Source organism: Alteromonas profundi, assembly GCF_010500865.1.
GTDB lineage: Bacteria > Pseudomonadota > Gammaproteobacteria > Enterobacterales > Alteromonadaceae > Alteromonas > Alteromonas profundi.
Map to the genome: position 1 here is coordinate 1 of NZ_JAAAWN010000008.1, position 26,636 is coordinate 26,636.

Below are 26,636 nucleotides of genomic sequence, written 5' to 3' on the forward strand. Positions count from 1 at the left end.
TAGACATTTGCGCATATGCTGTAATGAGCAATCATACCCATGTAGTTTTACATGTTGATAAACAAAAAGCCGAAGCATTAAGCCATGAAGAGGTGCTTAGGCGGTGGCATAAGCTTCATAAAGGTACGCTGCTGACCCGAAAGTACGTCGATGTGCGCATGCGTAACACAATGTCAGAGGCAGAGCGGGATAGTGTAATACTGTGTGCGAATATATACCGCAAACGATTACATGATATTAGTTGGTTTATGCGCCATCTAAATGAGTATATTGCGAGAATGGCGAACAAAGAAGATGAATGTACGGGCCGTTTTTGGGAAGGCCGATTTAAATCTCAAGCCTTATTGGATGAGGCCGCATTACTGGCGTGCATGGCCTATGTTGACTTAAATCCAATCCGAGCAGGTAAAGCCGCCACACCAGAAAAAGCAGCGTATACCAGTGTCAAACGGCGTATCAAAGCAGCGAAGAATAACCAACAGCCCCGCAAGCTAATGCCATTTACGGGCAACCAGCGCACCACTAACGTAAAAGGGCTTCCCTTCGTTTTGGCCGACTACCTCGCCCTTGTGGAGCACACGGGGCGTCAACTTCGTTGTGATAAACCAGGCGTAATTCCCTCTCACTGCGCCCCCCTCTTGCAACGAACAGGGTTACAACTGGATTGTTGGGACAAACTCGTCAACGGCATAGAATCAGAATTTTCGACCCGTATAAGCGTCGCAATAACCCACAGCAAGTTAGCAGGTTAGGAAAATAACGCTATATCCTATCAACATTTATAGTACACACCCTCTATCAAGCCTCACACTCAATCGAGATATACACCAAACTCTGTTCCTAAAACGAAGATAAACAATGCACTGCCAATACGAAGCGTTTCAATGAACCGTGTACTTAATAGCGCTAGCTACAGCTAATAGACACCCACCAATCTAATTATTTAACTTGCTCACCAAAGAGAATTTAAGACAGCCACAAACTCCGCCTATGTACAAATAGTTTGTAAGGGGAGGGGGGAGGTGGATGTCCATTGGTGAGGTGGGTGTCTAAGGGAGGGGTGGGTGTCCATGAGGGGGGAGGCGTCCGCGGTTTCTGCCGGACAGTCAAAAGTGTCCGCTGCGGACACTTTTCTATTTCCTGTATTTAAAAAATCACTATTTATCAGTGCTTTAAATTATGGCATGTAAATCGTATTAGTCGTTGTAAGAAAAATAAAACGGCTAATGAGCGTACGTGTTCTTGTGTAACTGGATTGCATTGACTCGCAACAAGGTAAGCAAGGGGCTATGTCTGTTAGCGAACCCATTCACTATTCAGAGGGCTAGACCATGATGATGATGCTTTTTCACTACATAAGTCTTCCAATTTTGGTTTTGATTGTTGGCTTGGTTCTCGCCAATGTCGAAAAACAAGGGATATAGGGCAAAGCGATGATTAAGGATACAAGTAGTCAAGATGTCGTGGTAAAGCAGCAGCGTCGCCGCACGCCTTGGATAGTTTTTAGCGTGTGTGTGATTGCCATTGTCTGCATGGGGTACGTGGCCGTTTCTGCGCCTCCTGCGGCTATTTCTGTAGCGAAATCCTCATTAAAAGTACACAAGGTGTCAAAGGGCGACTTGGTCCGAGATATTGTGACCACGGGTAAAATAATTGCCGCTAACGCGCCGCAGGTTTATAGCCCAGAGCAAGGCTATGTGTTACTCAAAGTGACCCCCGGGGATTTTATTGAAGTGGGAGACACTGTGGCCATTGTTGACTCCCCTGAATTGCAAAGCAACCTGAAACAGGAGCAACTGGTACTTGCAAGCTTACGCAGCGATCTCGCCAGACAGCAATTGGATGTTAGGCGTCAAACGTTGCTACTTAACAAGCAAGCAGATTTGGCAAAAGTTGAACTTGATGCAGCAATGCGTGAAGACAAACGGGCGTCCTTATCCATTCAAAACCACCTTATTAGCCAAATTTATTTTGAAGAGGCACAAGATAATTTAGCGCGAGCGAAAGTGACCCACAAGCATGCGCTTGCCGAAATTGAATTGGCAACCGATACCCTGGCTTTTGAGCTTAAAACCACCGAAGAGAAAGTGGCTAGGCAGGAGCTAGTGGTAGCAGAACTAGCCCGTCAATTGGCCAATTTGCAGATAAAAGCCACTGTGTCTGGCGTGGTGGGGAATGTGCGTATTCAACCCAATGCCCTTGTTGCCAAAAACGAATTACTCATGACACTAGTGGACCTTTCCGCCTATGAAGCACAGCTTAATGTGGCCGAAAGCTACGCGGGCGATCTTGGTATTGGCATGGACGTTGAGCTCACCATGGGAGGGCAAACAGTACTTGGTACCCTGGTTTCTATTTCCCCAGAGGTGGTAGAACGGCAAGTAACAGCAAGGGTTCGCTTTCCTGAGAACAGTGTGCAGTCTATTCGTCAAAATCAGCAGGTATCTGCTCGCATTCTGCTGGAAAGCAAAACAGATGTATTAAAGGTGGCGCGAGGTAGCTTCTTGCAGGCAGGGGGACATACGGCCTATTTAGTGAATGGCGATGTAGCTGAACGTGTGGCTATTCAAATAGGGGCAACCAGTATGCGCGAAATAGAGATTTTAGGCGGCCTGAATGAAGGCGACGAAATAGTCATTTCTAATTATGAAAAATTTAACCAAGCGCCTTCGGTGCTGTTACGCTAAAACAAGGAACACACAATGTTAACCATGCACAACGTAGGCAAAATATACCAAACAGACAGTGTACAAACCCATGCATTAAGAGATTTTTCTCTTACGGTGAACGAAGGCGAATTTATTGCGGTAACGGGGCCATCGGGTTCGGGGAAAACCACCTTTTTAAATATTGCAGGGTTATTAGAACCCTTTACGTCAGGGCAATATACATTAGACGGTATAGACATTGGTGGTTTGTCTGATAATCAGCGCGCGGATATTCGCAACCAAAAAATAGGCTATATTTTTCAGGGTTTTAACCTAATTCCTGATTTAAATATTTACGAAAATGTGGAAGTGCCTTTGCGATACCGTGGGGTACCAGCAAAAGAACGTAAAGTGCGAATTTTAGAATGTTTAGAACAGGTGGGGCTAGCTAGCCGCGCCAGGCACTTACCTCAGCAGCTATCTGGTGGGCAACAACAACGGGTGGCGATAGCCAGAGCGCTCGCCGGAAAACCCCGTTTTTTGCTGGCAGATGAGCCTACGGGTAATTTAGATACCCTTATGGCGCGCCAAGTTATGGAGTTATTAGAAGAGATTAACCAAAATGGCGCCACCATCGTTATGGTCACCCACGACCCTGAATTGGCCCGTAGAGCCCCTCGCAATATTCAAGTGGTAGACGGGGAATTGGCCGATTTAACCTTTTATCAAGGGAAGCCAGCAACGCCTGCCTCAGCCCCTGAAAAAAGCGCCCATGAAAGCGTAGTGGGAGGCTAATATGTTTCTTCACTATATCGATTTAAGCATCAGAAGTATCAAGAGTACGCCTGTAATCAGCGTATTAATGGTGTTTGCCATTGCAATAGGTATTGGCTTAACCATGACAAGCCTTTCTGTGTTTCACATGATGTCGATGGATCCTATCCCTCACAAAAGTCAGGCCATTCATTTTCCTCAGTTAAACATTATGGATGAAGGCGGCGAATGGCATACAGATGATAATATTCCTTACCAACTGACTTATCAGGATGCCATAAACCTCTACAACGCAGACGCAGACTTTCCTAGAAGCCCGAGTTTTCGTAGTGGTTTTTCGGTGCACCTAAATACCCCTGACGTTAAGCCCACCATGGAACCTGCCCGTCTTGTTTATCAAGAGTTTTTCTCCATTTTTGAGCGGCCCTTCATTTTTGGGGCGCCTTGGTCGAAGGAAGAACAACAAAGCAAACCCTATGTCGTGGTTATTTCCGAATCCATTAACAACCGCTTATTCAATGGCCAGAACTCTGTGGGCAAATCCATCTATTTAGACAATAAAAGCTATCGTATTGTCGGTGTGGTTGAAGACTGGGATCACCACATCAAGTATTACGATTTAAATAACGGTGCGTTTAATAGCCCAGAAAAACTTTATGTGCCTTTTTCTATTGCGCCTTTAGAAGAAATAGGGACGTGGGGAAATACCAATGGGTGGAAACACGAAACCTTAAATGGCTACCAAAGCTTATTGCAATCTGAATTGGTCTGGGTGCAATTTTGGGTACAGCTTAATACGGCGGCCGAAAAAGAAGCGTTTAGTGCGTTGATAATGGCCTATATGGAAGATCAGCAATCGAAAGGCCGGTTTAATCGCGATAACTTGCAATACGCCCTTCGTAACGTCACCCAATGGTTAAAATACAATCAGGTGGTCTCAGAGGACAATCGTATTCTCGTTGGCTTGAGCTTTATGTTCTTGCTTGTCTGTGTAGCGAATATATTGGGCTTATTACTGGCTAAATTTCTAAAACGAGCGCCTGAGGTTGGCGTACGCCGTGCCCTTGGCGCCAGTAAGAAGCACATATTTGCGCAGCATATTGTGGAAGTGTCTGTTATTGGCTTAGCCGGTGGCATTTTGGGTATTGTGATTGCGCAACTTGGTCTGTGGGGCGTTCGTACTACCAACAGATATTATGAAGCCCTAGCTACCATGGATGTCTCTCTGCTGTTAGCGGCGCCTACCATTGCCTTAATGGCAAGTTTCATAGCGGGTTTGTACCCTGCATGGCTGGTGTGTAGAACCCAACCTGCCATTTACCTCAAAAGCCAATAGGAGCGTATCATGCTAGAAATTAAACCTATATTTAATGCACTGCGTCGCTCAAAAGTGGGGGCTATTTTATTGTTTTTACAAATAGCGCTAACAACGGCTGTGGTCAGCAATGCCGCATTTATGATTAACGATCACCTGTCGTATTTGAAAGAAGATACCGGCTTTGTGCAGCAGGAGATATTTAGCTTTGGTCTTATGACATTTGGCAAAGACATCGATTTGCACCAACAAGCAGAACGAGATGAAGACATGATTCGCCGTATTCCAGGCGTGATAGATGCCGTGTTTATTCAAGCGGTGCCGTTAACCGGGGGCGGTTCGTCCACCTCAAGTCATCTACGCCCACCGCCAGAAGAATCGAAATCATTGTCACTGGCCTACTATTACGCCGATGAACATACACTTGACACCTTTGGGGTTACCTTGCTGGAAGGGCGGAATTTTCGGCCGGAAGAGGTGGTTATTGGAAGCGATTTTGACGGACATGGTCCCAACACCGTTATTGTTTCTCAAGCCTATGCGCAAGAGATGTTTGAAGGTGAGTCGGCACTGGGTAAAACTATTTATGTGTCGAGCAGGCCGCTAGAAATTATTGGCGTGGTTGAGACAATGAAAAGCCCCTGGCCGAGAGGCGATCGAAGTAGCAGAACCAGCATTATTCCTTTTATTAATGTGCAAAATTTTCACCGCGTGATGGTGAGAACCGAGGCGTCTGAGCGCGACAGTGTGATGAAGGTGATTGAAGACAAAATGCTAAGCCAGTATGACCAGCGGGTGATAATCAATATTGAAGGGCTGGAGGAAAGCAAAAATAGCTACGATGCCACCGATGTGCTGATGATGCGTATGTTGATGGTTTTAGTGGTTATTTTAGTGCTAGTTACGGCGCTGGGTATTCTTGGCCTTACGCAATTCAATATAAGTAAACGGACGAAGCAAATTGGTACACGTCGGGCATTAGGGGCAAGAAAGTCGGATATTATTCGCTATTTCTTAGTAGAAAATGCCATGATATGCACGGTAGGTTTGGTGATAGGGTCATTTGCGGCGTTCTTTTTAGGGCGCGTATTAATGAACGCCTATTCCATTAATGCCCTAGAAATGCAATTTGTTATCGGTACGGCTGTTGGAATATGCGTAATGAGCTTACTCGCCGTTATTGTGCCGGCAATGCGTGCCGCCAATTTTTCACCGAGTATCGCCACTCGTAGTATTTAAGAGCGCAGATGAATGAAAAAAATCTTAATTGTTGATGACAACGCTGCGGTGTTGGAAGCCTTGTCATTACTTTTAGAAATCCACGGCTACCAGGTTGTTACGGCTAGTACACCGAAAGAGGCGTTACAAATCGTAAACTATCAAGCGATTAGCCTAGTGCTTCAGGACATGAATTTCAGCGCCGATACCACGTCTGGCGAAGAAGGCAAAACGCTGTTTTTTGCGCTAAGAGAGCTAAACCCTCTATTGCCGATTATCCTTATTACCGCATGGACCGAATTGGAGCATGCGGTGGCGTTGGTGAAAGCCGGCGCAGCAGACTACATCCCAAAGCCGTGGGATGACGTGAAGTTAATCACCACTGTAAACAACTTAATCGCCCTCGGTGAAGCCTCGGCCACTCATCAATCAGTTAAACAGCAGTCTACCCTTTACGATAGCGCTAAACAGGCCGCTCGCAGTGTGGGATTGGTGTATGAAAGCGCAGCAATGCAGCGAGTGGTAGATATGGCGTTGCAGGTGGCCAAGTCCGATGTACCCGTGCTTATAACAGGGCCAAACGGTAGCGGCAAAGAAAAAATCGCCGAACTCATACAGTCTCAATCTCCGTTGCGTCATGCGGCTTTTGTTAAGGTCAATGCGGGCGCGCTGCCTCAAGAACTGATTGAAGCTGAATTGTTCGGTGCTGAAGCCGGCGCATTTACCAGTGCGAACAAGTCCAGAATAGGGCGCTTTGAAGCCGCTAACGGGGGCACTCTATTTTTAGATGAAATTGGTACCTTACCCTTATCGGGGCAGGTCAAGCTGTTGCGCGTATTGCAAACCGGCGAGTTTGAAAAATTAGGCTCGGTAAAAACTCAGCATACCAACGTGCGTATTATCTCGGCCACGAACGCAGATTTAGCCAGTGATATCGCAAACGGGCATTTTCGTGAGGATTTGTTTTATCGCCTTAATGTTATCGAAATTAATGTGCCCCCACTTAGCGAGCGGGGTGACGATGCATTGGCGCTGGTTCAACACTTTTTGCCTAACCGGGAAATTAGCTTAACGGGAAAGCAGGCCATTACTCAATACCCTTGGCCCGGTAACGTGAGAGAGCTAGAAAATGCATGCCGCAGAGTGGATATCTTACATCCACATGGCCCGTTAAACGCCGACGCGTTTGGTTTACCCAGTAGCCATAGCGAAGACACCGTTTTGGTTAAAGTCGGAAGCGAGCCTACCAAGGCGGAAATTCAAGCCGCCTTAGTGCGTTACAATGGGGTAATTGCGCAAGTGGCGAAACATGTAGGGCTGTCGCGACAGGCGCTTTACCGGCGACTCGATAAATACAAAATAAGCTATAAATCGTGAAATCTATTAGAACCAAGCTGGTAGCAGCGTCACTGAGTGCGACGGCTATAGGGTTGTCGCCTATGCTCTATCTGACCCCGCTGTCTCTAGGGGTTAAGATACTTTGTGTGTTGGGTGCGCTTGGGCTATGTGCCATTGTTGTGTACAAGGCCACTGAATCGATGAGCCAGAATATTCAAGCGTTAGAGGTAGGGTTACTCAACTTTAAAGACGGGGAATATGCCGCCACATTGGCATGTTCCACCACCGACGAATTCGCTCACCTCTGCGCCCTTTACAATGCATCAGCGCAATCACTTCGCAAAGAAAAGCAATGGTTGCATCAGCGGGAATTAATGCTCGATAAAGTATTGCAAAGCTCACCTGATGTATTGCTATTAGTGAACGATAAAAACGACGTGGTGTTTAGTAACCATCAAGCCAGAGACTTTTTTGCGGTAAATCAGCGCCTTGAAGGGCTTTCTTTGCCCCGTTTGCTTTCAAAGCAACCCAGCGCTTTAGTTGAAGTCATGCTAGACAGCCGCGAAGGGTTGTTCACCTTACCGCAAGATGAAAAGGGCGTCGAAACCTGGCATTTGGCGCAGGGCACATTTTTACTTAATAACCAGCAGCACACCCTTTATATTCTCAAGCAAATGACCCGCGAGCTAAACCGTCAAGAAGTATCAGTTTGGAAAAAAGTGATCCGCGTGATTAGCCATGAACTCAATAACTCGTTAGGGCCAATATCCAGTCTGCTGCATAGCGGAAAAATCGTCGCCAATCAAAACCAAGACCCCCGTTTAGAGCGGGTGTTTCTAACCATTGAAGAAAGAATTGCTCATCTTAATCAATTCGTCCAAGGCTACGGAAAATTCGCTAAGTTACCCACACCTGTGTTTGCCCCCATTGAGTGGACAAGTGTGATAGCACAGTTAAAACAGCAATATGAATTTACCCTGGATATGCCAACGCCGGTGAATTTGCACGCCGATGCCGTGCAAATTGAGCAATTACTTATTAACTTGCTGAAAAATGCCCATGAAGCGGGTGGTTCACCAAGAGACATCCACTTAGTCATTAAACAGCAGAATTCCCACGTGGTATTAGAAGTGTTAGATGCTGGCAAGGGTATGAGCGAACAGGTGATGACAAATGCCCTTGTACCTTTTTATTCTACCAAAGCGAATGGCAGCGGATTGGGGTTGGCCTTGTGTCGTGAAATATGTGATGCCCATGGTGGCCATCTTGTTATCCAAAACAGACAACAAAAAGGGCTATGCGTAAGGGTTATTTTCGAGGGCGATGCAGGCAGGTAAATCTAGGTTGCATTAGATTTTAAAAAAAAGGGGGAAGACGGGCGTCTTCCCCCTACGACGCTAAGCCAAGACCGTTTTTTACCCAACGTCGAACAGGCAGGAATCATACTATTGTAAATGATAATTATTTGCAATAGCGTTTGGCCAAGTTTTTCATTTATTCTCTCTTTCTTACTTATTGATTCAGATCAACAGAATAACGGGGGCTAAATAAGATGAATTCCCTCTTTGATCTAGATCAGATTCGTTTCTTTTTACAGTAGCTAACATAGCGATGTCAGCTAATCGAGGAGAACGAATCATGTTGCTAACTATGCTTAAAGACCCTGTGGTATGGGGCTCTCTACTGGGTATTGGCATTATTGTAGGTATGATGGTGTATTATACGTACCTGTTTATGCACAACAGCGCAGATGCAGATAAATAAAATATAAAAGCGGTTACATCAAAGTTTGCTATTGGGCAGGGGAACGTCAATTAGTACTAATAATGAGGCTTGTCCCCCGTATTCTAATGGCGCCTGATGAAATGCTTTTACATAAGGATGTTGTATTAAGTAATGGGGCAAAGCTGCTTTTAATACGCCCTGCCCAAAGCCGTGCATAATGGATACGCAATCGATGAGTTCTTTGCGGGCCGTATGAATAAGCGCAGCTATTTCAGCTTTCGCTGTTTCTCGCGTCATGCCGTGTAAATCCAGCATAAACTCTGGTGAGAAATCACCGCGTCTTAGTTGTTTTAATACATGAGTAGCGACATCTTCGCGGCAATACCGCATAGGCCCTTCAGTAGGTAATGCAGCTTGATACATATCAGAAAAGCTAAAGCTAGCAGCTAAGTGCTTGCTTCGCTTTACATTATGCACTCCTGCTTGGCGCTTCTTCTGGGCCAAGGCCGCAACCTTATCGGGTGATATTTTGTCTTGCTCTATGGGTGTCACGCCTTTCATGGCATCAGCAAACGAAAAGTTGGATTCTTCCACCTTTGTGGGTGTCTGCTGTTTCTTCATGGCTTTTAGTTCTTTTTTAAATGCTTTCATTCTGAACCATTTGGCAAATTAACGTGGGCGCGAGCGTTATCTTTGGGTATGATACCAGTTTTCATATTCCTGATGTACCCAAGCCTCATGACCGACAAGTTTTACTTAGAAGAAGCCATCGAAGATTTGCACACTATACAAGACATGGTGCGATGGGCCACAAGCCGCTTTAATGATGCTGCGTTATATTTTGGTCACGGTACCGACAACGCGTGGGATGAGGCGGTAAGTCTCGTAACACAAGCGTTGCATTTACCGCACCCATTGGTGGTGCAAGAAAGCAGTAATTTGTTTGCTTCTCGCTTAACTAAAAGCGAACGCGAAAAAGTAGCAGAGCTTGTGCTAAAGCGTGTCCAAACACGTATGCCTTTGCCATATATAACCAATGAAGCATGGTTTTGTGGTTTGCCCTTCTATGTAGATGAACGGGTACTTATTCCTCGTTCACCTTTTGCCGAACTTATTCAAAACGAATTTGCCCCTTTTTTAGAATCGTCACCTTCCAGTATTTTAGATATGTGTACAGGCGGTGGTTGTATTGCTATAGCGCTCGCGCATGCGTACCCAGATGCACAGGTTGATGCGGTAGATATTAGCTCTGATGCATTAGAAGTAGCAGATATCAATATTCAAGAGCATGGTTTAAGCCATCGTGTTTACCCTATTCAGTCCGATCTTTTCGCAAGTTTAACGGGGCAAAGGTACAACCTTATTGTGTCTAACCCGCCATATGTTGACGCAGAAGATATGGCAGATTTGCCCGATGAATATCACCATGAGCCGGAACTCGCACTTGCCGCCGGGGAAGACGGGTTAGAGTTGGTTGATATCATGCTACGTGAAGCGCCCACTTACCTCAATGATGGTGGCTGGCTATTTGTAGAAGTAGGCAATAGTGAAGTACATATGAACCGCAGATTCCCTGGTTTAGAGGTTATCTGGTTAGAATTTGAAAACGGTGGTTCAGGTATTTTTGCCGTGAGCAAAGATACACTGGTAACGCATTTTAGTAGTAAGGATTAATAGTTAATTATGTCAGGTAACAGCTTCGGAAAACTTTTCACTGTAACTACATTCGGTGAGAGCCACGGCATTGCCATTGGTGGTGTAGTAGACGGTTGCCCTCCGGGCCTTGAAATTACTGAAGAAGATCTTCAGGTCGATTTAGACAGACGTAAACCGGGTACATCTCGCTACACCACGGCGCGCAGGGAAGATGACGAAGTACAAATTTTATCTGGCGTGTTTGAAGGAAAAACCACGGGTACTAGTATCGGTCTTTTGATCAAAAATAAGGACCAGCGTAGTCAAGATTATGGCAACATTAAAGACCGCTTTCGCCCCGGCCATGCCGACTATACCTATGACCAGAAGTACGGTAGCCGTGACTACCGTGGTGGCGGGCGTTCCTCGGCCCGTGAAACCGCGATCCGCGTTGCAGCAGGTGGTATAGCGAAAAAATACCTTAAAGAAGTTCATGGCATCGAAGTATTAGGTTATTTATCTGAACTAGGCCCTATTGCAGTAGACAAAGTAGACCATAGCATTACAAATACCAATCCATTCTTTTGTCCTGATGAAAGCAAATTAGAGGCGTTAGATGAATACATGCGCGACCTTAAAAAGTCAGGCGATAGTATAGGGGCTAAAGTATCCGTAGTTGTCAAGAATGTACCGGTAGGCCTAGGCGAACCTGTATTTGATAGGTTAGATGCAGAAATAGCCCACGCTATGATGGGTATTAACGCTGTGAAGGGGGTTGAAATTGGAGACGGCTTTGACGTCATAAACCAAAAAGGCAGTGAACATCGCGATACTCTTACACCTGAAGGTTTTTCTTCTAATCATGCTGGTGGCGTATTAGGAGGCATCTCCACGGGGCAAGATATTGAAGTACACATGGCACTAAAACCTACGTCGAGTATTTCAGTACCGGGTAAAACCATCAATAAAGATAATGAGTCTATAGATATTGTTACCAAAGGTCGTCACGATCCCTGCGTTGGTATTCGAGCAGTACCTATTGCCGAAGCTATGATGGCCATTGTACTTATGGATCATCTTCTTCGCCATCGTGCTCAGAATGCTGGCGTTCAGTCTTCAACACAAGCTATCGCTGGCAAAGCGTAAGCCTTTGTCTATTGTTAACGCCATAGGCCTTCGGTCTATGGCGTTTTTGCATACGGAGTTGTGCATTGTCTCTCGTTCGTTCAAAACACCTTATTATTCTCGCCTTAACTTACTGGCTGTATTTTGGTCAATTAGGCGTGCTCGTTCCCTATTTAGGCATTTTTCTCGATGGTAGAGGGTTCACCTCTGCCGAAATAGGCGAATTGTTCGCGGTCATTACTCTTGCGCGTATATTAGGGCCTGGCCTCTGGGCCGGTATAGCAGATAAAAACGGTAACACTGTTGCCGTGTTGCGCTTAGGCTGCTTTTTAACCGTGGTGACTTTCTGTAGTGTTTTCTACTTCTCTGGCTTTTGGGGGTTAACCCTATCGTTCGGTTTAATGATGATGTTTTGGACGGCTGTATTGCCTCAGCTTGAAGTGATCACTATGCAGTCTGTGGCTACAAGCCGCGCAACGTATGGGCAGATAAGATTGTGGGGAAGCGTTGGGTTCATTTGTCTAACCATGGCGGTAGGCAAAGCGTTAGACGTATTTTCAAGCGAAACACCTGTCTATGCGAGTGTTGGCGTACTATCGCTGTTATTTATCACTGCCCTGTTTATACGCGCGCCACAGGTAAAAAACACATCAACGACGGGCAGCGGCCATATCTGGCAGTATTTACGCCAGCGCCCCTTTGCCGTTTTTATTTTCGCATCGGCCTGCCTTCAAATTAGTTTTGGTGCTTACTATGGTTTTTTTGCGCTTTATCTACGGGACTTAGGATACAGCGGACAACAAACCGGTATTTTCATCGCGTTAGGCGTGTTGGCCGAAGTGGGCATATTTTTGCTGGCCAGCCGCCTTATACAAGCGTTTGGTGTGTGGAATCTACTTTTTGCGAGCTTGATATTAACCGGTGTACGCTGGTATGCGCTGGGCGCATTAGCAGAATCAATGTGGGTAATATTAATAAGCCAACTCGTTCACGCTCTTAGCTTTGGCTTAACCCATGCGGTATCGGTACACTTTATTCATCAATTCCTGCCCCCTTCGTTTCATAGCCGCGGCCAAGCTATTTACATTAGCGTCGCCTTTGGGTTTGGCGGCGCTCTTGGTAACTATATGGCAGGTCAACAGTGGGATCAGGGGAATAATGCTTTTGTTACCTTTACCACCGCCGCGGCGTTTTCTGTCATAGGAGCTTTATCTTTGCTACTTTGTAAGAAAAAAGAGATGGGCTAATTGCCAGGCACCTAGCTTTCCGCTCGCTTACATTCAGCGAGCGGCTTTATGCTACCATCGGCCATCTCTTGCTCTAGCTTCACATCAAACTTCCAAAGCCGGTGTAAGTGCCGCATTACTTCATCTTTTGAAGACGCTAAAGGAATATCGTTTTGTGAAATATACCGCAAAGTAAGTGAGCGATCGCCTCTTACATCAACACAATACACCTGAATATTAGGCTCAAGGTTACTTAAGTTATATTGCGCTGATAACTTTTCTCGAATGTACTGATATCCTCTTTCATCGTGAATCGCTGAAACATTAAGGTGGGGCTGGTTACTGTCATCTTCAATCGCAAAAAACTTAAAGTCGCGCATTAACTTAGGCGATAGAAATTGGCTAACAAAGCTCTCATCTTTAAAGTTTTCCATCGCAAAGTGGACGGTTTCCAACCAATCTTTTCCTGCAATGGTGGGCAAGTAGGTATAGTCTTCATCAGTGGGTGTCTCGCATACCCGCTTAATATCCATGAACATGGCAAAGCCTAGTGCATAGGGATTAATCCCTGAATAGTAGGGGCTATTATATTCAGGTTGCATGACAACACTGGAGTGGCTATGTAGAAACTCCATCATGAACCGGTCGCTAACTAAACGTTGGTCGTACATTTCGTTAAGTATGTGGTAATGCCAGAAACACGCCCACCCTTCATTCATTACTTGGGTTTGTTTTTGCGGATAAAAGTATTGAGACATTTTGCGCACAATGCGAACCAATTCGCGCTGCCAAGGCTCCAATAAAGGTGCATTTTTTTCAATAAAGTACAATAGGTTTTCTTGGGGCTCTTGAGGAAAGCGAGGGGCAGAGGTTTTTTTTATATCGCGATGCTCAGGCAGGGTACGCCAAAGTTCATTAACTTGAGATTGTAGATAGCTTTCACGTTCTTTTTGCCTATTTTGCTCCTCTTGTAAGGATATTTTTTGCGGCCTTTTATACCTATCAACACCATAATTCATCAACGCGTGACAGGAATCTAAGATACTTTCCACTTCCTCCACACCGTACTTTTGCTCACATTTACTAATGTACTGTTTAGCGAAAACAAGATAATCAATAATCGAATCAGCGTCTGTCCAAGTTTTAAATAGGTAGTTACCTTTAAAAAATGAATTATGCCCATAACAGGCATGAGCCATAACCAGCGCTTGCATAGTGATGGTATTTTCTTCCATTAAATAGGCAATACACGGGTTTGAGTTAATTACAATTTCATAGGCTAAGCCCATTTGTCCGCGACGATATTGTTGTTCTGTTTGAATAAACTTTTTGCCAAAAGACCAATGCGTATAGTGCAGAGGCATGCCTATGCTAGCGTAAGCATCCATCATTTGTTCGGCGGTAATCACTTCTATTTGGTTAGGATAGGTGTCGAGTTTGAAATCTTTAGCAATACGGTCTATTTCAGCCTCATATTGTGATAATAATGGAAACGACCAGTCTGGTCCGTCATCAAGCATGTGAATAGCGCCTTTTCCCCCTTTAGGGCGATGGGGGTCCTGTGAGGGACGGGATGCTGTTTGATAGGTGGGAGATGCTGCCATACTAAGCTCCTTGGTTGCTCGATAACTCGGTTCGCTTGAATAACTCTCTAAATACAGGGTAGATGTCGTTTTGCGATTGAATGTGTTTACATACAAAGTTATCGAAAACCCGCGCTACACTTTCGTATTCCCGCCATAAGCTTTGATGCTGGCGCTCAGTAATTTCTATGTAGGCGAAGTAACGTAGCCTTGGAAGGATATGTTTGACCAGTAATTCGCTGCAGTGAGGAGAGTCGTCCGCCCAGTTGTCGCCATCTGATGCTTGGGCTGCATAAATGTTCCAATTAGCATCGCTGTATCTATCGCGCACTATCTCATCCATTAGTTTTAACGCGCTAGAAACAATGGTGCCGCCGGTTTCCTGCGAATAAAAGAATTCTTGCTCATCTACCTCTTTCGCTTGGGTATGGTGGCGAATGTACACAACCTCCACGTTTTCATAGGTGCGGGTTAAAAAGAGGTAAAGTAAAATATAAAAACGCTTTGCCATGTCTTTGGTGGCTTGATCCATAGAGCCGGACACATCCATTAAGCAAAACATAACCGCTTTACTTGATGGGATAGGGCGTTTGTCATAATTTTTAAAGCGTAAGTCAAACGTATCGATAAAGGGGATCTTTGCGATTTTCGCTTTAAGCTGTTCGATTTCTTTTGAAATGCTAAGGTAGTAATCGGTATTTTCCATTCCCTTAGCGGCCAATTCATCCCGTTCTTCTTCAAGGGCTTTTAATTTCTTTCTATCACTACCACTAAGCGCGATGCGCCTGGCCACCGAACCTTTCAGCGATCGTACTATATCTAAATTGCTTGGCACCCCATCGGTTTGAAAGCCCGCCCGGTAAGTTTCATATAGCACCGCTTTATCAAACTGATTTTTCTTCAAGTTTGGAAGCGCTAAGTCATCGAACAATAAGTCTAAATATTCATCTTTTGAAATAGAGAATATAAACTCATCTTCTCCTTGTCCACTGTCTGAGGCATCGCCGTCGCCGCTTCCTTGTCCCTGTCCTTCTGGGGGGCGGGCTATTTGATCGCCCGCGATAAACTGGTCATTACCAGGGTGCACCATTTCTCGTTTGCCCCCTTTACCGGTATGAAAAATAGGCTCAGAAATATCCCGGGTGGGAATACTAATTTTCTCACCGGTTTCCAAGTCTGTAACCGAACGATTACCCACAGCGTCAGATACCGCACGCTTTATTTGCTGTTTATAGCGTTTTAAAAAGCGTTGTCGGTTTACCGTGCTTTTGCCTTTGCTATTAAGGCGTCTGTCAATAAAATGTGCCATAAACACCTGCTTATCGTAAGGTGAACTACTTTCTACATGTATTGGGCCATCCGTGGCTGATCGCGATGTTATTCACGATGCTTTGCGAACACGCAGGTACCACTCGCACAGCAGTCTGACTTGTTTTTGCGTATAGCCTTTCTCTTTCATGCGATTTACAAAGTCGTCGTGTTTCTTTTGCTCCTCGGCAGAGCCTTTCGTATTAAAGGAAATAACAGGAAGTAAGTCCTCTGTGTTAGAGAACATTTTTTTCTCAATTACAGTTCGCAGCTTTTCATAACTGGTCCAAGCTGGATTTTTGCCCTCATTATTCGCCCGTGCGCGCAGCACAAAATTAACAATTTCGTTCCTAAAATCTTTCGGGTTGCTAATCCCAGCGGGTTTTTCAGTTTTTTCTAATTCGGCATTTAATGCGCTACGGTCGAATAATTGGCCAGTTTCTGGGTCGCGATATTCTTGGTCTTGTATCCAAAAATCGGCATAGGTAACATATCGGTCAAATAAATTTTGACCGTATTCAGAGTACGATTCTAAATAGGCGGTTTGAATTTCTTTTCCAATAAACTCCACATACCTTGGGATAAGGAAACCTTTTAAGTACTCCAAATACTGATCGCTGATATCTTGTGGAAATTGTTCGCGCTCTATTTGCCGTTCGAGTACGTAGAAAAGGTGAACAGGGTTGGCCGCCACTTCTTGATGGTCGAAATTAAACACCCGCGATAAAATTTTAAATGCAAAGCGGGTGGATAACCCTTCCATACCTTCATCAACGCCAGCATAGTCGCGGTACTCTTGATACGATTTCGCTTTTGGATCTGTGTCTTTTAAGCTTTCCCCGTCATACACCCGCATTTTTGAGAATATGCTAGAATTTTCTGGTTCTTTTAAACGTGAAAGCACAGTGAATTGGGCTAAGCACTCCAGGGTGTCGGGGGCGCAGGGCGCGCCTTTTAATTCGCTCGTGTCCAACAGCTTTTGATAGATGCGGATCTCTTCACTTACCCGTAAGCAATAGGGCACTTTGACAATATAGACTCTGTCTAAAAAAGCTTCGTTATTTTTATTGTTTTTAAAGGTTTGCCATTCAGACTCGTTAGAATGGGCTAAGATGAGTCCGTCAAAAGGAAGGGCAGAAAAACCCTCAGTGGGATTATAGTTACCTTCTTGGGTGGCGGTAAGGAGTGGATGTAGTACTTTTATCGGCGCTTTAAACATTTCCACAAATTCCATTAGCCCTTGGTTCGCCTTACACAGCGAGCCTGAGTAGCTATATGCATCAGGATCATTTTGTGCAAATTGCTCTAGCCGTCGAATGTCTACTTTACCCACTAGCGCAGAAATATCTTGGTTGTTCTCATCCCCAGGCTCGGTTTTCGCAATACCCACCTGATCAAGGATAGAAGGATACACGCGTACGACTTTGAATTTTGTAATATCACCATTGAACTCATGCAGGCGCTTGCGTGCCCATGGCGACATAATCGTTTTTAAATAACGTTTTGGGATGCCATATTCTTGCTCTAAAAGATGTCCATCTTCTTGTGCATCAAAAAGACAGAACGGATGGTCATTAACCGGCGAGCCCTTCAGTACGTAAATAGGCACTTTTTGCATTAATGCTTTAAGTTTTTCCGCTAGTGACGATTTACCGCCGCCCACTGGGCCTAGCAAATAAAGTATTTGCTTCTTCTCTTCTAGCCCTTGCGCAGCGTGCTTTAAATACGAAACTATCTGCTCTATTGACTCTTCCATGCCATAGAATTCGTTGAAGGCTGGATAGCGTGACACCACACGGTTGGAGAAAATACGACTAAGTGCAGGGTCGGTGGACGTGTCCACCATTTGCGGCTCGCCAATGGCTTTCAGTAAACGTTCCGCAGCGCTGGAATAGGCTGATGCATCTGACTTACAAATATCCAAGAATTCTTGGATTGTGAACTCTTCTTGCTTTCGCTCTTCATATCGGTTTTGGTAGTGTTCAAAAATCCCCATAAATACCTCTAAAAAAACGGTCACCCGTAATTTCAGCTTAGACGGTATTGGAGAAAATGGGAGGAATTTACATAAGACTTGCGATGATTGACATGAAAAAGCCCGTTATGTAAACGGGCTTTGTAATTCGGTTAATCTCTGATTAACAGAAGATTATTTTGCGAAGTTCTCGCTAGCGAATTCCCAGTTAACAAGCGCCCAGAAATTTTCTAGGTACTTAGGACGTGCATTACGGTAATCAATGTAGTAAGCGTGCTCCCACAAATCAACAGTAAGCACTGGCGTGTACTCTTCACCAGAAATCGGTGTTTCAGCGTTGCTGGTGTTCACGATGTCTAGGCTGCCATCAGTGGTTTTTACTAGCCACGTCCAGCTTGAACCAAAGTTGTTTACCGCTTTGTCATTAAACGCTGCTTGGAAATCAGCGAACGAGCCCCATTTAGCGTTAATTGCATCAGCAAGTTCGCTACTTGGCTCACCGCCACCATTTGGGCTTAGACAATGCCAGTAGAATGTGTGGTTCCAAACCTGTGCCGCGTTATTGAAAACACCACCTTCAGAAGATTTGATAATTTCTTCAAGGCTTTTGTTTTCCATGTCTGTACCTTCAACTAAACCGTTAAGTTTAGTGACGTAAGTCGCGTGATGCTTGCCATAGTGGTAGTCCAGCGTCTCAGAAGAGATATGCGGTTCAAGTGCATTTTTTTCGTATGGTAAAGCTGGTAGTTCAAAAGCCATATCGGTCTCCGTTTCGGTTTTGTGTTGTTTAGCTCGCTATGCCTGTCCGGCGAGCCACAGATGCTCATAATAGTACAACATTCTCATCGTTGCACTCACACTCTCGTGTCATATATGTAGGGATGAAATTTTATAACTCAATGACAAATTTATGAAAAATACATAAAAGCTGCGATTTTAGTATTACACAGTTTAGCTGTATCATTCTATAGGTAGCGTTAGCGTCTTTGAACAGATCACACTCGCCCCCTTATTCTGGCTTATTTTGTTTCCTTCAAATGCAGGTATTTGCTCCTGGGGGCGGTGAATCCCCATGCACTTTTGTGTTAAACTGCCTTGAATTCACATTCGTCGACTCCCATATAGTACGAATAAAATTTCCGCTGAGAGGATCCTATGGATAATACTGAAAGCCAATCCACTGTTGATAGAATTAAACAACAAATCGAAGAGAACCCTATTCTCCTTTATATGAAGGGCTCACCTAAACTACCAAGCTGTGGTTTTTCTTCACAGGCCTCACAAGCGCTTATGTCCTGTGGTGAAGCGTTTGCCTATGTTGATATTTTACAAAACCCAGATATTCGTGCTGAGTTGCCAAAATATGCTAACTGGCCTACGTTTCCACAACTATGGGTAGACGGTGAACTAGTGGGCGGGTGTGACATCATTATCGAGATGTTTCAGCAGAATGAATTGCAGCCCCTAATTAAAGAAACAGCTGAGAAGTACAAGCAAGAAGATGAAGAAAGTTAAGCCATCGGTTAAACTTTAAATGAGATTAAGAAGCCGGCTTTTAGTCGGCTTTTTTGATGAAAACGCCTCAAAATCTGCTGTGAAAATCTTCCGTAAATAGTAATAGACAGTCCACAAATCAAAATCCTCTACGCATTTAAAATATATTTTTAATTTTGCTAAAAGTGTTTGTTTTCCCTAATTTTACGCTCTATAAAAGATCTGTGCTGGCGTATCTCAAGTCAGTGTTGAAGGTATAAATAACAAACAACCCTGGGCTCATTTTCATGTCATAAAACGCTGAATGACCTAAAGGGTAAATCCGGGAAATCACCATGAATACAAACTTGTCATTATTGACTAAAAACGTACGAAGTGTACTTGCGGCTTCTGCCGCATTTTCAGTCTTCGCTTTTGCGCCCGCACAGGCGCAGGAAGCTGAAAAAGAATCCGCTGAAGATTATGAACAAATCGCCGTAGTAGGTTCACGTTCTGCGCCACGCTCAATCGGCGATTCTGCGGTACCTATCGATATTATTTCAGATGAAGATTTTAAGCAGCAAGGTGCCACCGATATGGTATCTATGATGCAAACAGTGGTGCCCTCATTTAACGTAAACGATCAGCCTATTAATGATGCCTCTACTTTGGTGCGCCCCGCTAACCTTCGCGGTATGGCATCCGACCATACTTTAGTTTTAGTTAATGGAAAGCGTCGTCATCGTTCAGCGGTTATTACCTTTCTAGGGGGAGGTTTATCTGACGGAGCACAAGGTCCAGATATTTCCGTTATTCCCGCTGCCGCATTAAAACAAGTCGAGGTCCTTCGGGATGGCGCCGCGGCCCAATATGGGTCAGATGCTATTGCCGGCGTAATTAACTTTGTACTTAACGATGCTTCAGAAGGGGGATCATTTGAAGCGCGTTATGGGTCTTACTATGAAGGTGATGGTGACATGATTCAGATGGCGGGTAATATAGGCTTGCCACTATCTGAAAATGGTTTCATTAACCTTTCTGCAGAATACCGTACTGCCGACGATACTTCTCGCAGTGTCCAGCGTGATGATGCTGCGGGCCTAATTGCCGCAGGCAATACGTTTGTTGCCGATCCGGCGCAAATATGGGGCTCACCTGAAATAAAGCACGATATTAAGCTTTTTGCTAATTTAGGATTAGCTTTGTCCGATTCTTCAGAGGCCTATATGTTTGGTAACTACGCCGAACGTGAAGTAGAAGGCGGCTTTTATTACCGTAACCCGCATAATCGTGGTGGCGTAAATGACGGTGGTATCGAGCCGGCAGATATCGACGGTGACGGTGTAATTAGCGAAGATGAAGGTTATCAGTTGTTGTTGGTGGGCGATCTTACGGGTGATATGTCTGGCAACTGCCCAACAGATATACGGGTTGGCGACAACGTGTTAGAAAACCAAACCTATATTAATGAAGTGCAAAACAACCCAGATTGTTTTGCGTTCAATGAAATTTTACCCGGTGGCTTTACCCCTAGGTTTGGCGGTGTGGTAACTGATATGTCCTTGGTTTTTGGTACCAAAGGTGAGTTGGCTAACGAAATTACCTACGATGTTAGCGTTAACTTGGGCGAAAACGAAGTTGATTTCTTAATCAGCAACACGATTAACCCGTCCTTAGGCCCAGATACGCCTTTCGAATTCAGCCCAGGCCGTTACATCCAGTCTGAACAAACCCTTGATATTGATTTTACTAAGCCTTTTGAGATTGGCTTGTTTGAACCCTTGTTTGTTGCCTCGGGGTTCCAACACCGCCATGAGAGCTATGAAAGCATCGCGGGAGACCCAGCTTCTTATGAGATTGGTCCACTGGCCACCCAGAACTTTGGTATTGGCTCTAACGGCTTTCCCGGGTTAGCGCCAAACAGCCAAGGTGAAGTGTCTCGTCACAATATTGCGTTTTACGTGGATGCTGAAGCCTATATTACGGAATCATTTATGTTAGCAGGTGCGCTGCGCTACGAGGACTATTCTGATTTTGGCGACACCACTAAAGGTAAAATTGCGTTTCGTTGGCAAGCCCTTGAAAACATCGCGTTTCGCGGTGCATTCTCCACCGGCTTTAAAGCTCCTACGCTTGGACAAAGTAATGTTCGCAACGTAACCACAGCGTTTGGAACTAACGGTGAGCTTATTGACCGTGCAACCCTGCCTCCTACCGACCCGGTATCGGAACTTAAAGGGGGCGAGCAGCTTACTCCTGAAGAGTCTGAAAGCATTACCTTTGGTGTGGTTGCAGAGTTTGATAATGGCTTATTCATTACCGCAGATTACTACAATATCGAACTAACCGATCGTATTAGTACGGCCTCTGGTATTGAGCTAACCGAGGAAGACATCGCAACATTGTTAGCGCAAGGTATTGATGATGCATCAAGCTTCTCAGAGATTAGCTTCTTCACCAATGATTTTGATACAACAACTGAAGGGTTAGATGTTGTCGCCAACTATAGTATGGAAATGCTCGGTGGTGATACTAAGTTCTCGTTGGCTTACAACTGGACCTCGACAACAGTAGACAAAGCGTCTGATAATATCTCTGCTGAACGTATTCGTATGCTTGAAGACAACTTACCGGCAGTGCGTTATAGCGCTACGGCTAATCATACGAATGGTGATTGGCGTTTCTTAGCGCGCTTAAACTATTACGGGAGTATCTTTGAAGATCACCTAGATTCAGCACTTCCTATTGATAAAGTAGGTTCTGAATTTACCGTTGACCTTGAAGCGGCCTATAACTTCACGGAACAATTTACTCTTACGGTAGGCGCGAAAAATGCCTTTGATGAGTACCCTGATGAAAATACGCAATACGCAATACGCAATACGCAGGTATTGCAGGATCATTGTACCCAACAACTTCGCCTATTGGTATTAACGGTGGCTTCTACTACGTAAGAGGGGTTTATACCTTTTAAGTTAAACTAGCCTCAATAAAGGGAGCAATTGCTCCCTTTATTTTCATTTAGCAAGGCTATGGGATTTTTTATAATGCAAAAACGCCCATAAGTTGGCATGATGAATGCCAATATGTAAGCAAAACACAACACCTAAATAAAACAAATATGACCACAAAGTCGACAGTCGCAGAAACTTTCTTAAAATATCGCTCCAAGCTCATGCGAGCAGTGAGCTCTATTGTCGGCGCTGATGATATAGAAGACATAGTACAAGAAGCCTTCATTAAAAGTTATGAAGCTGAATTAAAACAAGAGATACGTTACGAACGTACTTATATGGTGAAAACAGCCCGTAACTTGGCGTTAAATCATATCGCTAAAGCGGAAAATAAAAATAACCAAAGCGTTGATGATATGGATTTTTTACCCCACGAATTAGTGGGGTATAGTTTAGAAAAAAATGTAGAAAGTAAAGAACGCTTTATTCACTTTTGCCGGGCTACCGATACCTTGTCGGCAGACGTGAAGCGCGTGTTCTTATTGAAAAAAGTGTATGGCATGCGGCAGAAAGATATCGCTGAGTTGGTGGGACTGAGCGAAAGCACAGTAGAAAAGCATGTCGCCAAAGGATTAATGTTGTGCTCGCGCTATTTAGCCGAGTTAAACAAGGATAATACGCCCTCCCGATTATCTGGTAATGCGACTCAGGACATAAGCCGTAGTTAACATGAATAATATTCGTCAATTTTCCAGTAAAGAAGATATTCAAGAGCAGGCATGTCTTTGGATTAGCCGTCTTGATCGTGGGTTAACCGACAGCGAGAAAAATACGCTTGGCAATTGGTTACAAGCGAGTAAGTCACACCGTAAAGCACTGCTTGAGGCAGCCAGTTTATGGGACGATATGTCAGTGCTCAACGAACTCAGTGGGCTATTCCCACGCCACAATACAAGTAAAGAAGCGAAAGCCACGCGTCAATTAAGAAACCGTGCTAAATGGAGTATTGCCGCTGCGTTTCTGGTTATGACTTTAGCGGTAGGCGTGTTGGTTCAGCAGGTTTGGCTAGATGATAGCCAAGCAATTGCTAGCGTAAGTGAAAAAGTAGAGACGGGTATTGGTGAGCAAAAAAATATTGTACTCGCTGATGGCTCAAGTTTACTGCTTAATACAAATTCTACGGTAACAATAAATTACACCGCCGACGCCCGTCAAATTGTATTGCTAAAGGGAGAGGCGCATTTTGATGTGGCTCACGATACTTCACGGCCCTTTACCGTTACCGCTGGCAATAATGCGGTTACGGCAGTAGGTACTGCGTTTAATATGCAATTTGTTGACGACAACGCATTTGAATTGGTCGTCACCGATGGCAAGGTTCTGGTTGCCGACCGATTTAACCCTTACCCCGATGGCCAACCTTTATTCGGCAGTAAAACAATTGCTGAACAAGGGCTTTTAATGTTTGCAGGCGAAAAGGCGATAGTGAAAGGCAAAGTTGAGGCAAAAGAAAACCTTACCGAAGATGCTATTGAAGATGATTTAGCGTGGCAAAAAGGCATGATTGTCTTTAAAGGCGAACCGTTAGAAAAAGTGCTTGAAGAAATAGGCCGTTATACGCAAGTTCGTTTCTCAATTTCAGACGAAGCGTTGAGAAAGCGGCGCGTTGCCGGTTACTTTAAGGTAGGCGATATTAATGGCCTTCTTTCAGCCCTCAGAAATAGCTTTAATATAGAATATGAGAAAGTTACTGAAACCAGTATTCAGCTTTCAGTTGCTGAGGGGTAAAAAGTTTTAATGATGCATAAACCTCGTTTGGCATAAAGACACCCCTTGTGACACTATAAAATAATAACAAGACACCTGACGTCGAAACTTGCAATTTAACTATTTAAGATTAGCAAATATACTTTTAGCGCGGCGAGTTCAGCACTCTTGTCGCGTGGCTGTGTGCCTCTCGCTTTTATTATTGAGCAGCAGCGTCGTGCACGCCCAGTCTTCCTCTTCACAATCAGATCAAAGCACTACATTAAGCACGGTTATAACTTTTTCCATTCCTGCACAAAACGCAAATAGTGCGCTTACGGAACTGGCGAAACAGGCCAATACCACGTTGTTATTTCCGTTTGATTTAGCAAAACGGGTACGCACAAATACGTTAAACGGCACATTTACTCTAAATGAAGCATTGGCGCGCCTGCTAGATGGCACTGAACTAGCGGTGGTTACTGACGAAAATGGGCAAGTCAGTATTCGTTCACGAAACGCCTTAGCGGCTAAACAAGTACCGAAGCAAGCATTACAAGAGAAGCAGCCTGAACAAGAAGAACATGGGCTCGAACGCATTGCAGTAGTGGGCACGCGCAGTTCTCCACGTAGTGTGGTGGAGTCGCCAGTACCTTTAGATATTATCGGCGCCAACGCACTACAGTCCCAGGGCAATACAGATGTTTTGTCGATGTTAAGTAGGTTGGTGCCTTCGCTTAATGTTAACGACCAGCCAATAAATGATGCGACGAGTTTAGTACGACCGGCTAATTTAAGAGGTATGGCACCGGATCACACGCTACTGCTGGTGAATGGAAAACGACGTCATCGCTCTGCGGTTATTACGTTTTTAGGAGGGGGTGTCTCCGACGGAGCGCAAGGGCCAGATATTTCCGTTATTCCAGCGTATGCTTTAAAACAAGTCGAAGTGTTGCGCGATGGTGCAGCTGCTCAATATGGTTCAGATGCCATTGCCGGGGTTATCAATTTCGTTTTAAAAGATAGCCCAAGTGAAGGCAGTATCGCACTTAAAACTGGGGGCTACTCCGAAGGGGACGGCGAGCTATTTCAATTGCAAGCGAACAAAGGGTTTGCAATTGGAGACAAGGGTTTTTTCAACGCCACAATCGAATATCGTCAGCAGCAAGGCACTTCGCGTTCTGTGCAGCGGGGTGACGCGTTAAGGCTAGGTGAATTGGGAAATACTTTCGTAGATAACCCCGCACAGGTGTGGGGAGCCTTAGATGTAGATGAAGACATAAAAGGGGCCATTAATAGCGGCTGGCACGTTGCCGAAGATATTGATGCTTACACCACTATTACTTATGCCCACAGAGAAATATCCGGTGGCTTTTATTATCGTAACCCTCAAACTCGAGAGGGAGTATTTAGTTACACTGATCAGACAACCAATGCATCTACCTTGCTAATTGCCGATTTAGACGGCCTAGGGCAGGGCATTACGTGTCCAACCATATTGCTTGAAGACACGAATGTTCTGACTATCCCTCTTTACCAACAGATCGCTGATAATACTACCGATGTTGGCCAAAACTGTTTTGCCTTTAATGAATGGTTTCCGGGGGGCTTCACACCTCAATTTGGCGGAGTAATCACTGATGCTTCCATTACCTCTGGGCTTCGTTTCGAACTAGATAGCGGCTGGGCGATGGATATAAGCGGTAGTGTTGGGTATTCCAATATCACCTATTCGCTGTCACAAACGGTTAATCCATCATTAGGCCCTGATACACCCTTGTCGTTTTCACCTGGCGCAGTGAGTCAGGTAGAACGCACCTTTAACTTAGATCTAGCGCGACTGGTGCAAACAGTGTTCGAAGAGCCTGTCAGCATAGCTGTGGGCGCAGAGTGGAGACGGGAAAGCTATTATCAAGGGGCGGGCGATGAAGCAAGTTATATGGCGGGCCCTTTCGCATTTAATGAACAAACCGGATTATCCCAAGGTTTTTCTATTGGCTCCAACGGTTTTCCCGGTTACCAGCCTCAATCTGCGGGGCATTGGAACCGCAATAACTGGGCGCTATACACAGATCTAGAGTTTTATTTGCAAGAGCAATGGCAGTTTGCGGTTGCGGTAAGAGTGGAGCACTTTACCGACTTCGGGGCGACCTTTGACGGTAAGCTAAGTACCCGCTATACGTTTAATGATGTGGTAGCGCTTAGAGGGTCGGTAAACTCAGGATTTAAGGCCCCCACCGTTGGCCAAAGCAATGTAATTAATGTTACCACTGCGTATGCAGCTAATGGCCTTGAAGATCAAGCTACGCTCCCGCCAACAGACTTAATATCGCAACAGCTAGGCGCTGATGCCCTCAAACCTGAAGAGTCTATTAATTTTAGCCTTGGCCTGGTTATGCAAATAAATGAGCGCGCCTTTGCAACCGTGGATTATTTCAATATTCAATTATCCGATCGAATCAGTACCACATCTGCCATTCCGCTTACTGCCGAGGATATCGAAATTCTTACCTAGTTAGGTCGCAGTGATGCGGCGCAATACAAAGCGGCAAAATACTTTACGAACGACTTTGATACCCATACTCAAGGTATT

General features: G+C 44.9%; 21 protein-coding genes. 16 read left to right on the forward strand and 5 right to left on the reverse strand.

Annotated elements, in window-relative coordinates; genetic code table 11:
- The 8 genes from GTH32_RS07620 to GTH32_RS07655 all read left to right on the forward strand — a co-directional run.
- On the forward strand, positions 1-752 hold a 752-nt coding region (locus GTH32_RS07620; RefSeq protein ID WP_246223177.1), incomplete at its 5' end, for a transposase.
- 681 nt (positions 753-1,433) lie between these two features.
- Positions 1,434-2,687, forward strand: coding sequence for an efflux RND transporter periplasmic adaptor subunit (locus GTH32_RS07625; protein ID WP_163084649.1), 1,254 nt, complete (start codon positions 1,434-1,436; stop codon positions 2,685-2,687).
- A 15-nt stretch (positions 2,688-2,702) separates the two neighbouring features.
- Positions 2,703-3,443, forward strand: coding sequence for an ABC transporter ATP-binding protein (locus tag GTH32_RS07630; RefSeq protein ID WP_163084650.1), 741 nt, complete (start codon positions 2,703-2,705; stop codon positions 3,441-3,443).
- Between the two features lies 1 nt (position 3,444).
- A complete protein-coding gene (locus GTH32_RS07635) occupies positions 3,445-4,758 on the forward strand; it encodes an ABC transporter permease (protein ID WP_163084651.1) in 1,314 nt (437 codons plus the stop codon).
- A gap of 9 nt (positions 4,759-4,767) precedes the next feature.
- Positions 4,768-5,976 (forward strand): ABC transporter permease, encoded by a 1,209-nt coding sequence (locus tag GTH32_RS07640; protein ID WP_163084652.1) that lies wholly within the window; start codon positions 4,768-4,770, stop codon positions 5,974-5,976.
- Between the two features lie 12 nt (positions 5,977-5,988).
- Positions 5,989-7,332: a sigma-54-dependent transcriptional regulator gene (locus GTH32_RS07645; RefSeq protein WP_163084653.1), complete on the forward strand. Its 1,344-nt coding sequence runs from the start codon at positions 5,989-5,991 to the stop codon at positions 7,330-7,332.
- A complete protein-coding gene (locus GTH32_RS07650; RefSeq protein WP_163084654.1) occupies positions 7,329-8,630 on the forward strand; it encodes an ATP-binding protein in 1,302 nt (433 codons plus the stop codon). Before GTH32_RS07645 ends, GTH32_RS07650 begins: the two co-directional genes overlap by 4 nt.
- A 301-nt stretch (positions 8,631-8,931) precedes the next feature.
- Positions 8,932-9,057, forward strand: coding sequence for a DUF3149 domain-containing protein (locus GTH32_RS07655; protein ID WP_163084655.1), 126 nt, complete (start codon positions 8,932-8,934; stop codon positions 9,055-9,057).
- Between the two features lie 18 nt (positions 9,058-9,075).
- Here GTH32_RS07655 and smrB read toward each other — a convergent pair whose 3' ends face one another.
- A complete protein-coding gene (gene smrB / locus GTH32_RS07660; protein WP_163084656.1) occupies positions 9,076-9,669 on the reverse strand; it encodes an endonuclease SmrB in 594 nt (197 codons plus the stop codon).
- Between the two features lie 87 nt (positions 9,670-9,756).
- Between smrB and prmB the strand changes: the two genes are divergently transcribed.
- The 3 genes from prmB (at position 9,757) to GTH32_RS07675 (ending at position 13,025) form a co-directional block, all read left to right on the forward strand.
- A complete protein-coding gene (gene prmB, locus GTH32_RS07665) occupies positions 9,757-10,692 on the forward strand; it encodes a 50S ribosomal protein L3 N(5)-glutamine methyltransferase (protein ID WP_163084657.1) in 936 nt (311 codons plus the stop codon).
- Positions 10,693-10,701: 9 nt separating this feature from the next.
- On the forward strand, positions 10,702-11,799 hold the full coding sequence (aroC, locus tag GTH32_RS07670; RefSeq protein ID WP_163084658.1) for a chorismate synthase: 1,098 nt from the start codon (positions 10,702-10,704) through the stop codon (positions 11,797-11,799).
- A 65-nt stretch (positions 11,800-11,864) separates the two neighbouring features.
- Positions 11,865-13,025 (forward strand): MFS transporter, encoded by a 1,161-nt coding sequence (locus tag GTH32_RS07675; protein ID WP_203565411.1) that lies wholly within the window; start codon positions 11,865-11,867, stop codon positions 13,023-13,025.
- Positions 13,026-13,036: 11 nt separating this feature from the next.
- Here GTH32_RS07675 and GTH32_RS07680 read toward each other — a convergent pair whose 3' ends face one another.
- The 4 genes from GTH32_RS07680 to sodB all read right to left on the reverse strand — a co-directional run bounded on the left by GTH32_RS07680 (position 13,037) and on the right by sodB (position 18,629).
- Positions 13,037-14,524, reverse strand: a complete 1,488-nt coding sequence (locus tag GTH32_RS07680) for a SpoVR family protein (RefSeq protein WP_246223186.1) — start codon at positions 14,522-14,524, stop codon at positions 13,037-13,039.
- Positions 14,525-14,609: 85 nt separating this feature from the next.
- Positions 14,610-15,896 carry a YeaH/YhbH family protein gene (locus tag GTH32_RS07685; protein ID WP_163084660.1) on the reverse strand — a complete coding sequence of 429 codons (1,287 nt, stop codon included), beginning with the start codon at positions 15,894-15,896 and terminating at the stop codon, positions 14,610-14,612.
- Positions 15,897-15,968: 72 nt separating this feature from the next.
- Positions 15,969-17,891 (reverse strand): PrkA family serine protein kinase, encoded by a 1,923-nt coding sequence (locus tag GTH32_RS07690; RefSeq protein ID WP_163084661.1) that lies wholly within the window; start codon positions 17,889-17,891, stop codon positions 15,969-15,971.
- Positions 17,892-18,044: 153 nt separating this feature from the next.
- Positions 18,045-18,629, reverse strand: coding sequence for a superoxide dismutase [Fe] (sodB, locus tag GTH32_RS07695; RefSeq protein WP_163084662.1), 585 nt, complete (start codon positions 18,627-18,629; stop codon positions 18,045-18,047).
- Between the two features lie 396 nt (positions 18,630-19,025).
- Here sodB and GTH32_RS07700 point away from each other — a divergent pair, with 396 nt between their 5' ends.
- The 5 genes from GTH32_RS07700 (at position 19,026) to GTH32_RS07720 (ending at position 26,558) form a co-directional block, all read left to right on the forward strand.
- On the forward strand, positions 19,026-19,385 hold the full coding sequence (locus GTH32_RS07700; RefSeq protein ID WP_163084663.1) for a Grx4 family monothiol glutaredoxin: 360 nt from the start codon (positions 19,026-19,028) through the stop codon (positions 19,383-19,385).
- Between the two features lie 314 nt (positions 19,386-19,699).
- On the forward strand, positions 19,700-22,297 hold the full coding sequence (locus GTH32_RS07705; protein ID WP_246223178.1) for a TonB-dependent receptor plug domain-containing protein: 2,598 nt from the start codon (positions 19,700-19,702) through the stop codon (positions 22,295-22,297).
- A gap of 167 nt (positions 22,298-22,464) precedes the next feature.
- Positions 22,465-23,025: an RNA polymerase sigma factor gene (locus tag GTH32_RS07710; protein WP_163084664.1), complete on the forward strand. Its 561-nt coding sequence runs from the start codon at positions 22,465-22,467 to the stop codon at positions 23,023-23,025.
- Position 23,026: 1 nt separating this feature from the next.
- The gene (locus tag GTH32_RS07715) at positions 23,027-24,085 is read left to right on the forward strand and encodes a FecR family protein (protein ID WP_163084665.1); all 1,059 of its coding nucleotides are present in this window, start codon (positions 23,027-23,029) and stop codon (positions 24,083-24,085) included.
- A gap of 196 nt (positions 24,086-24,281) precedes the next feature.
- Entirely contained in the window at positions 24,282-26,558 is a 2,277-nt protein-coding gene (locus GTH32_RS07720; RefSeq protein ID WP_343033400.1) for a TonB-dependent receptor domain-containing protein, read from the forward strand.
- Positions 26,559-26,636: the final 78 nt, after the last annotated feature.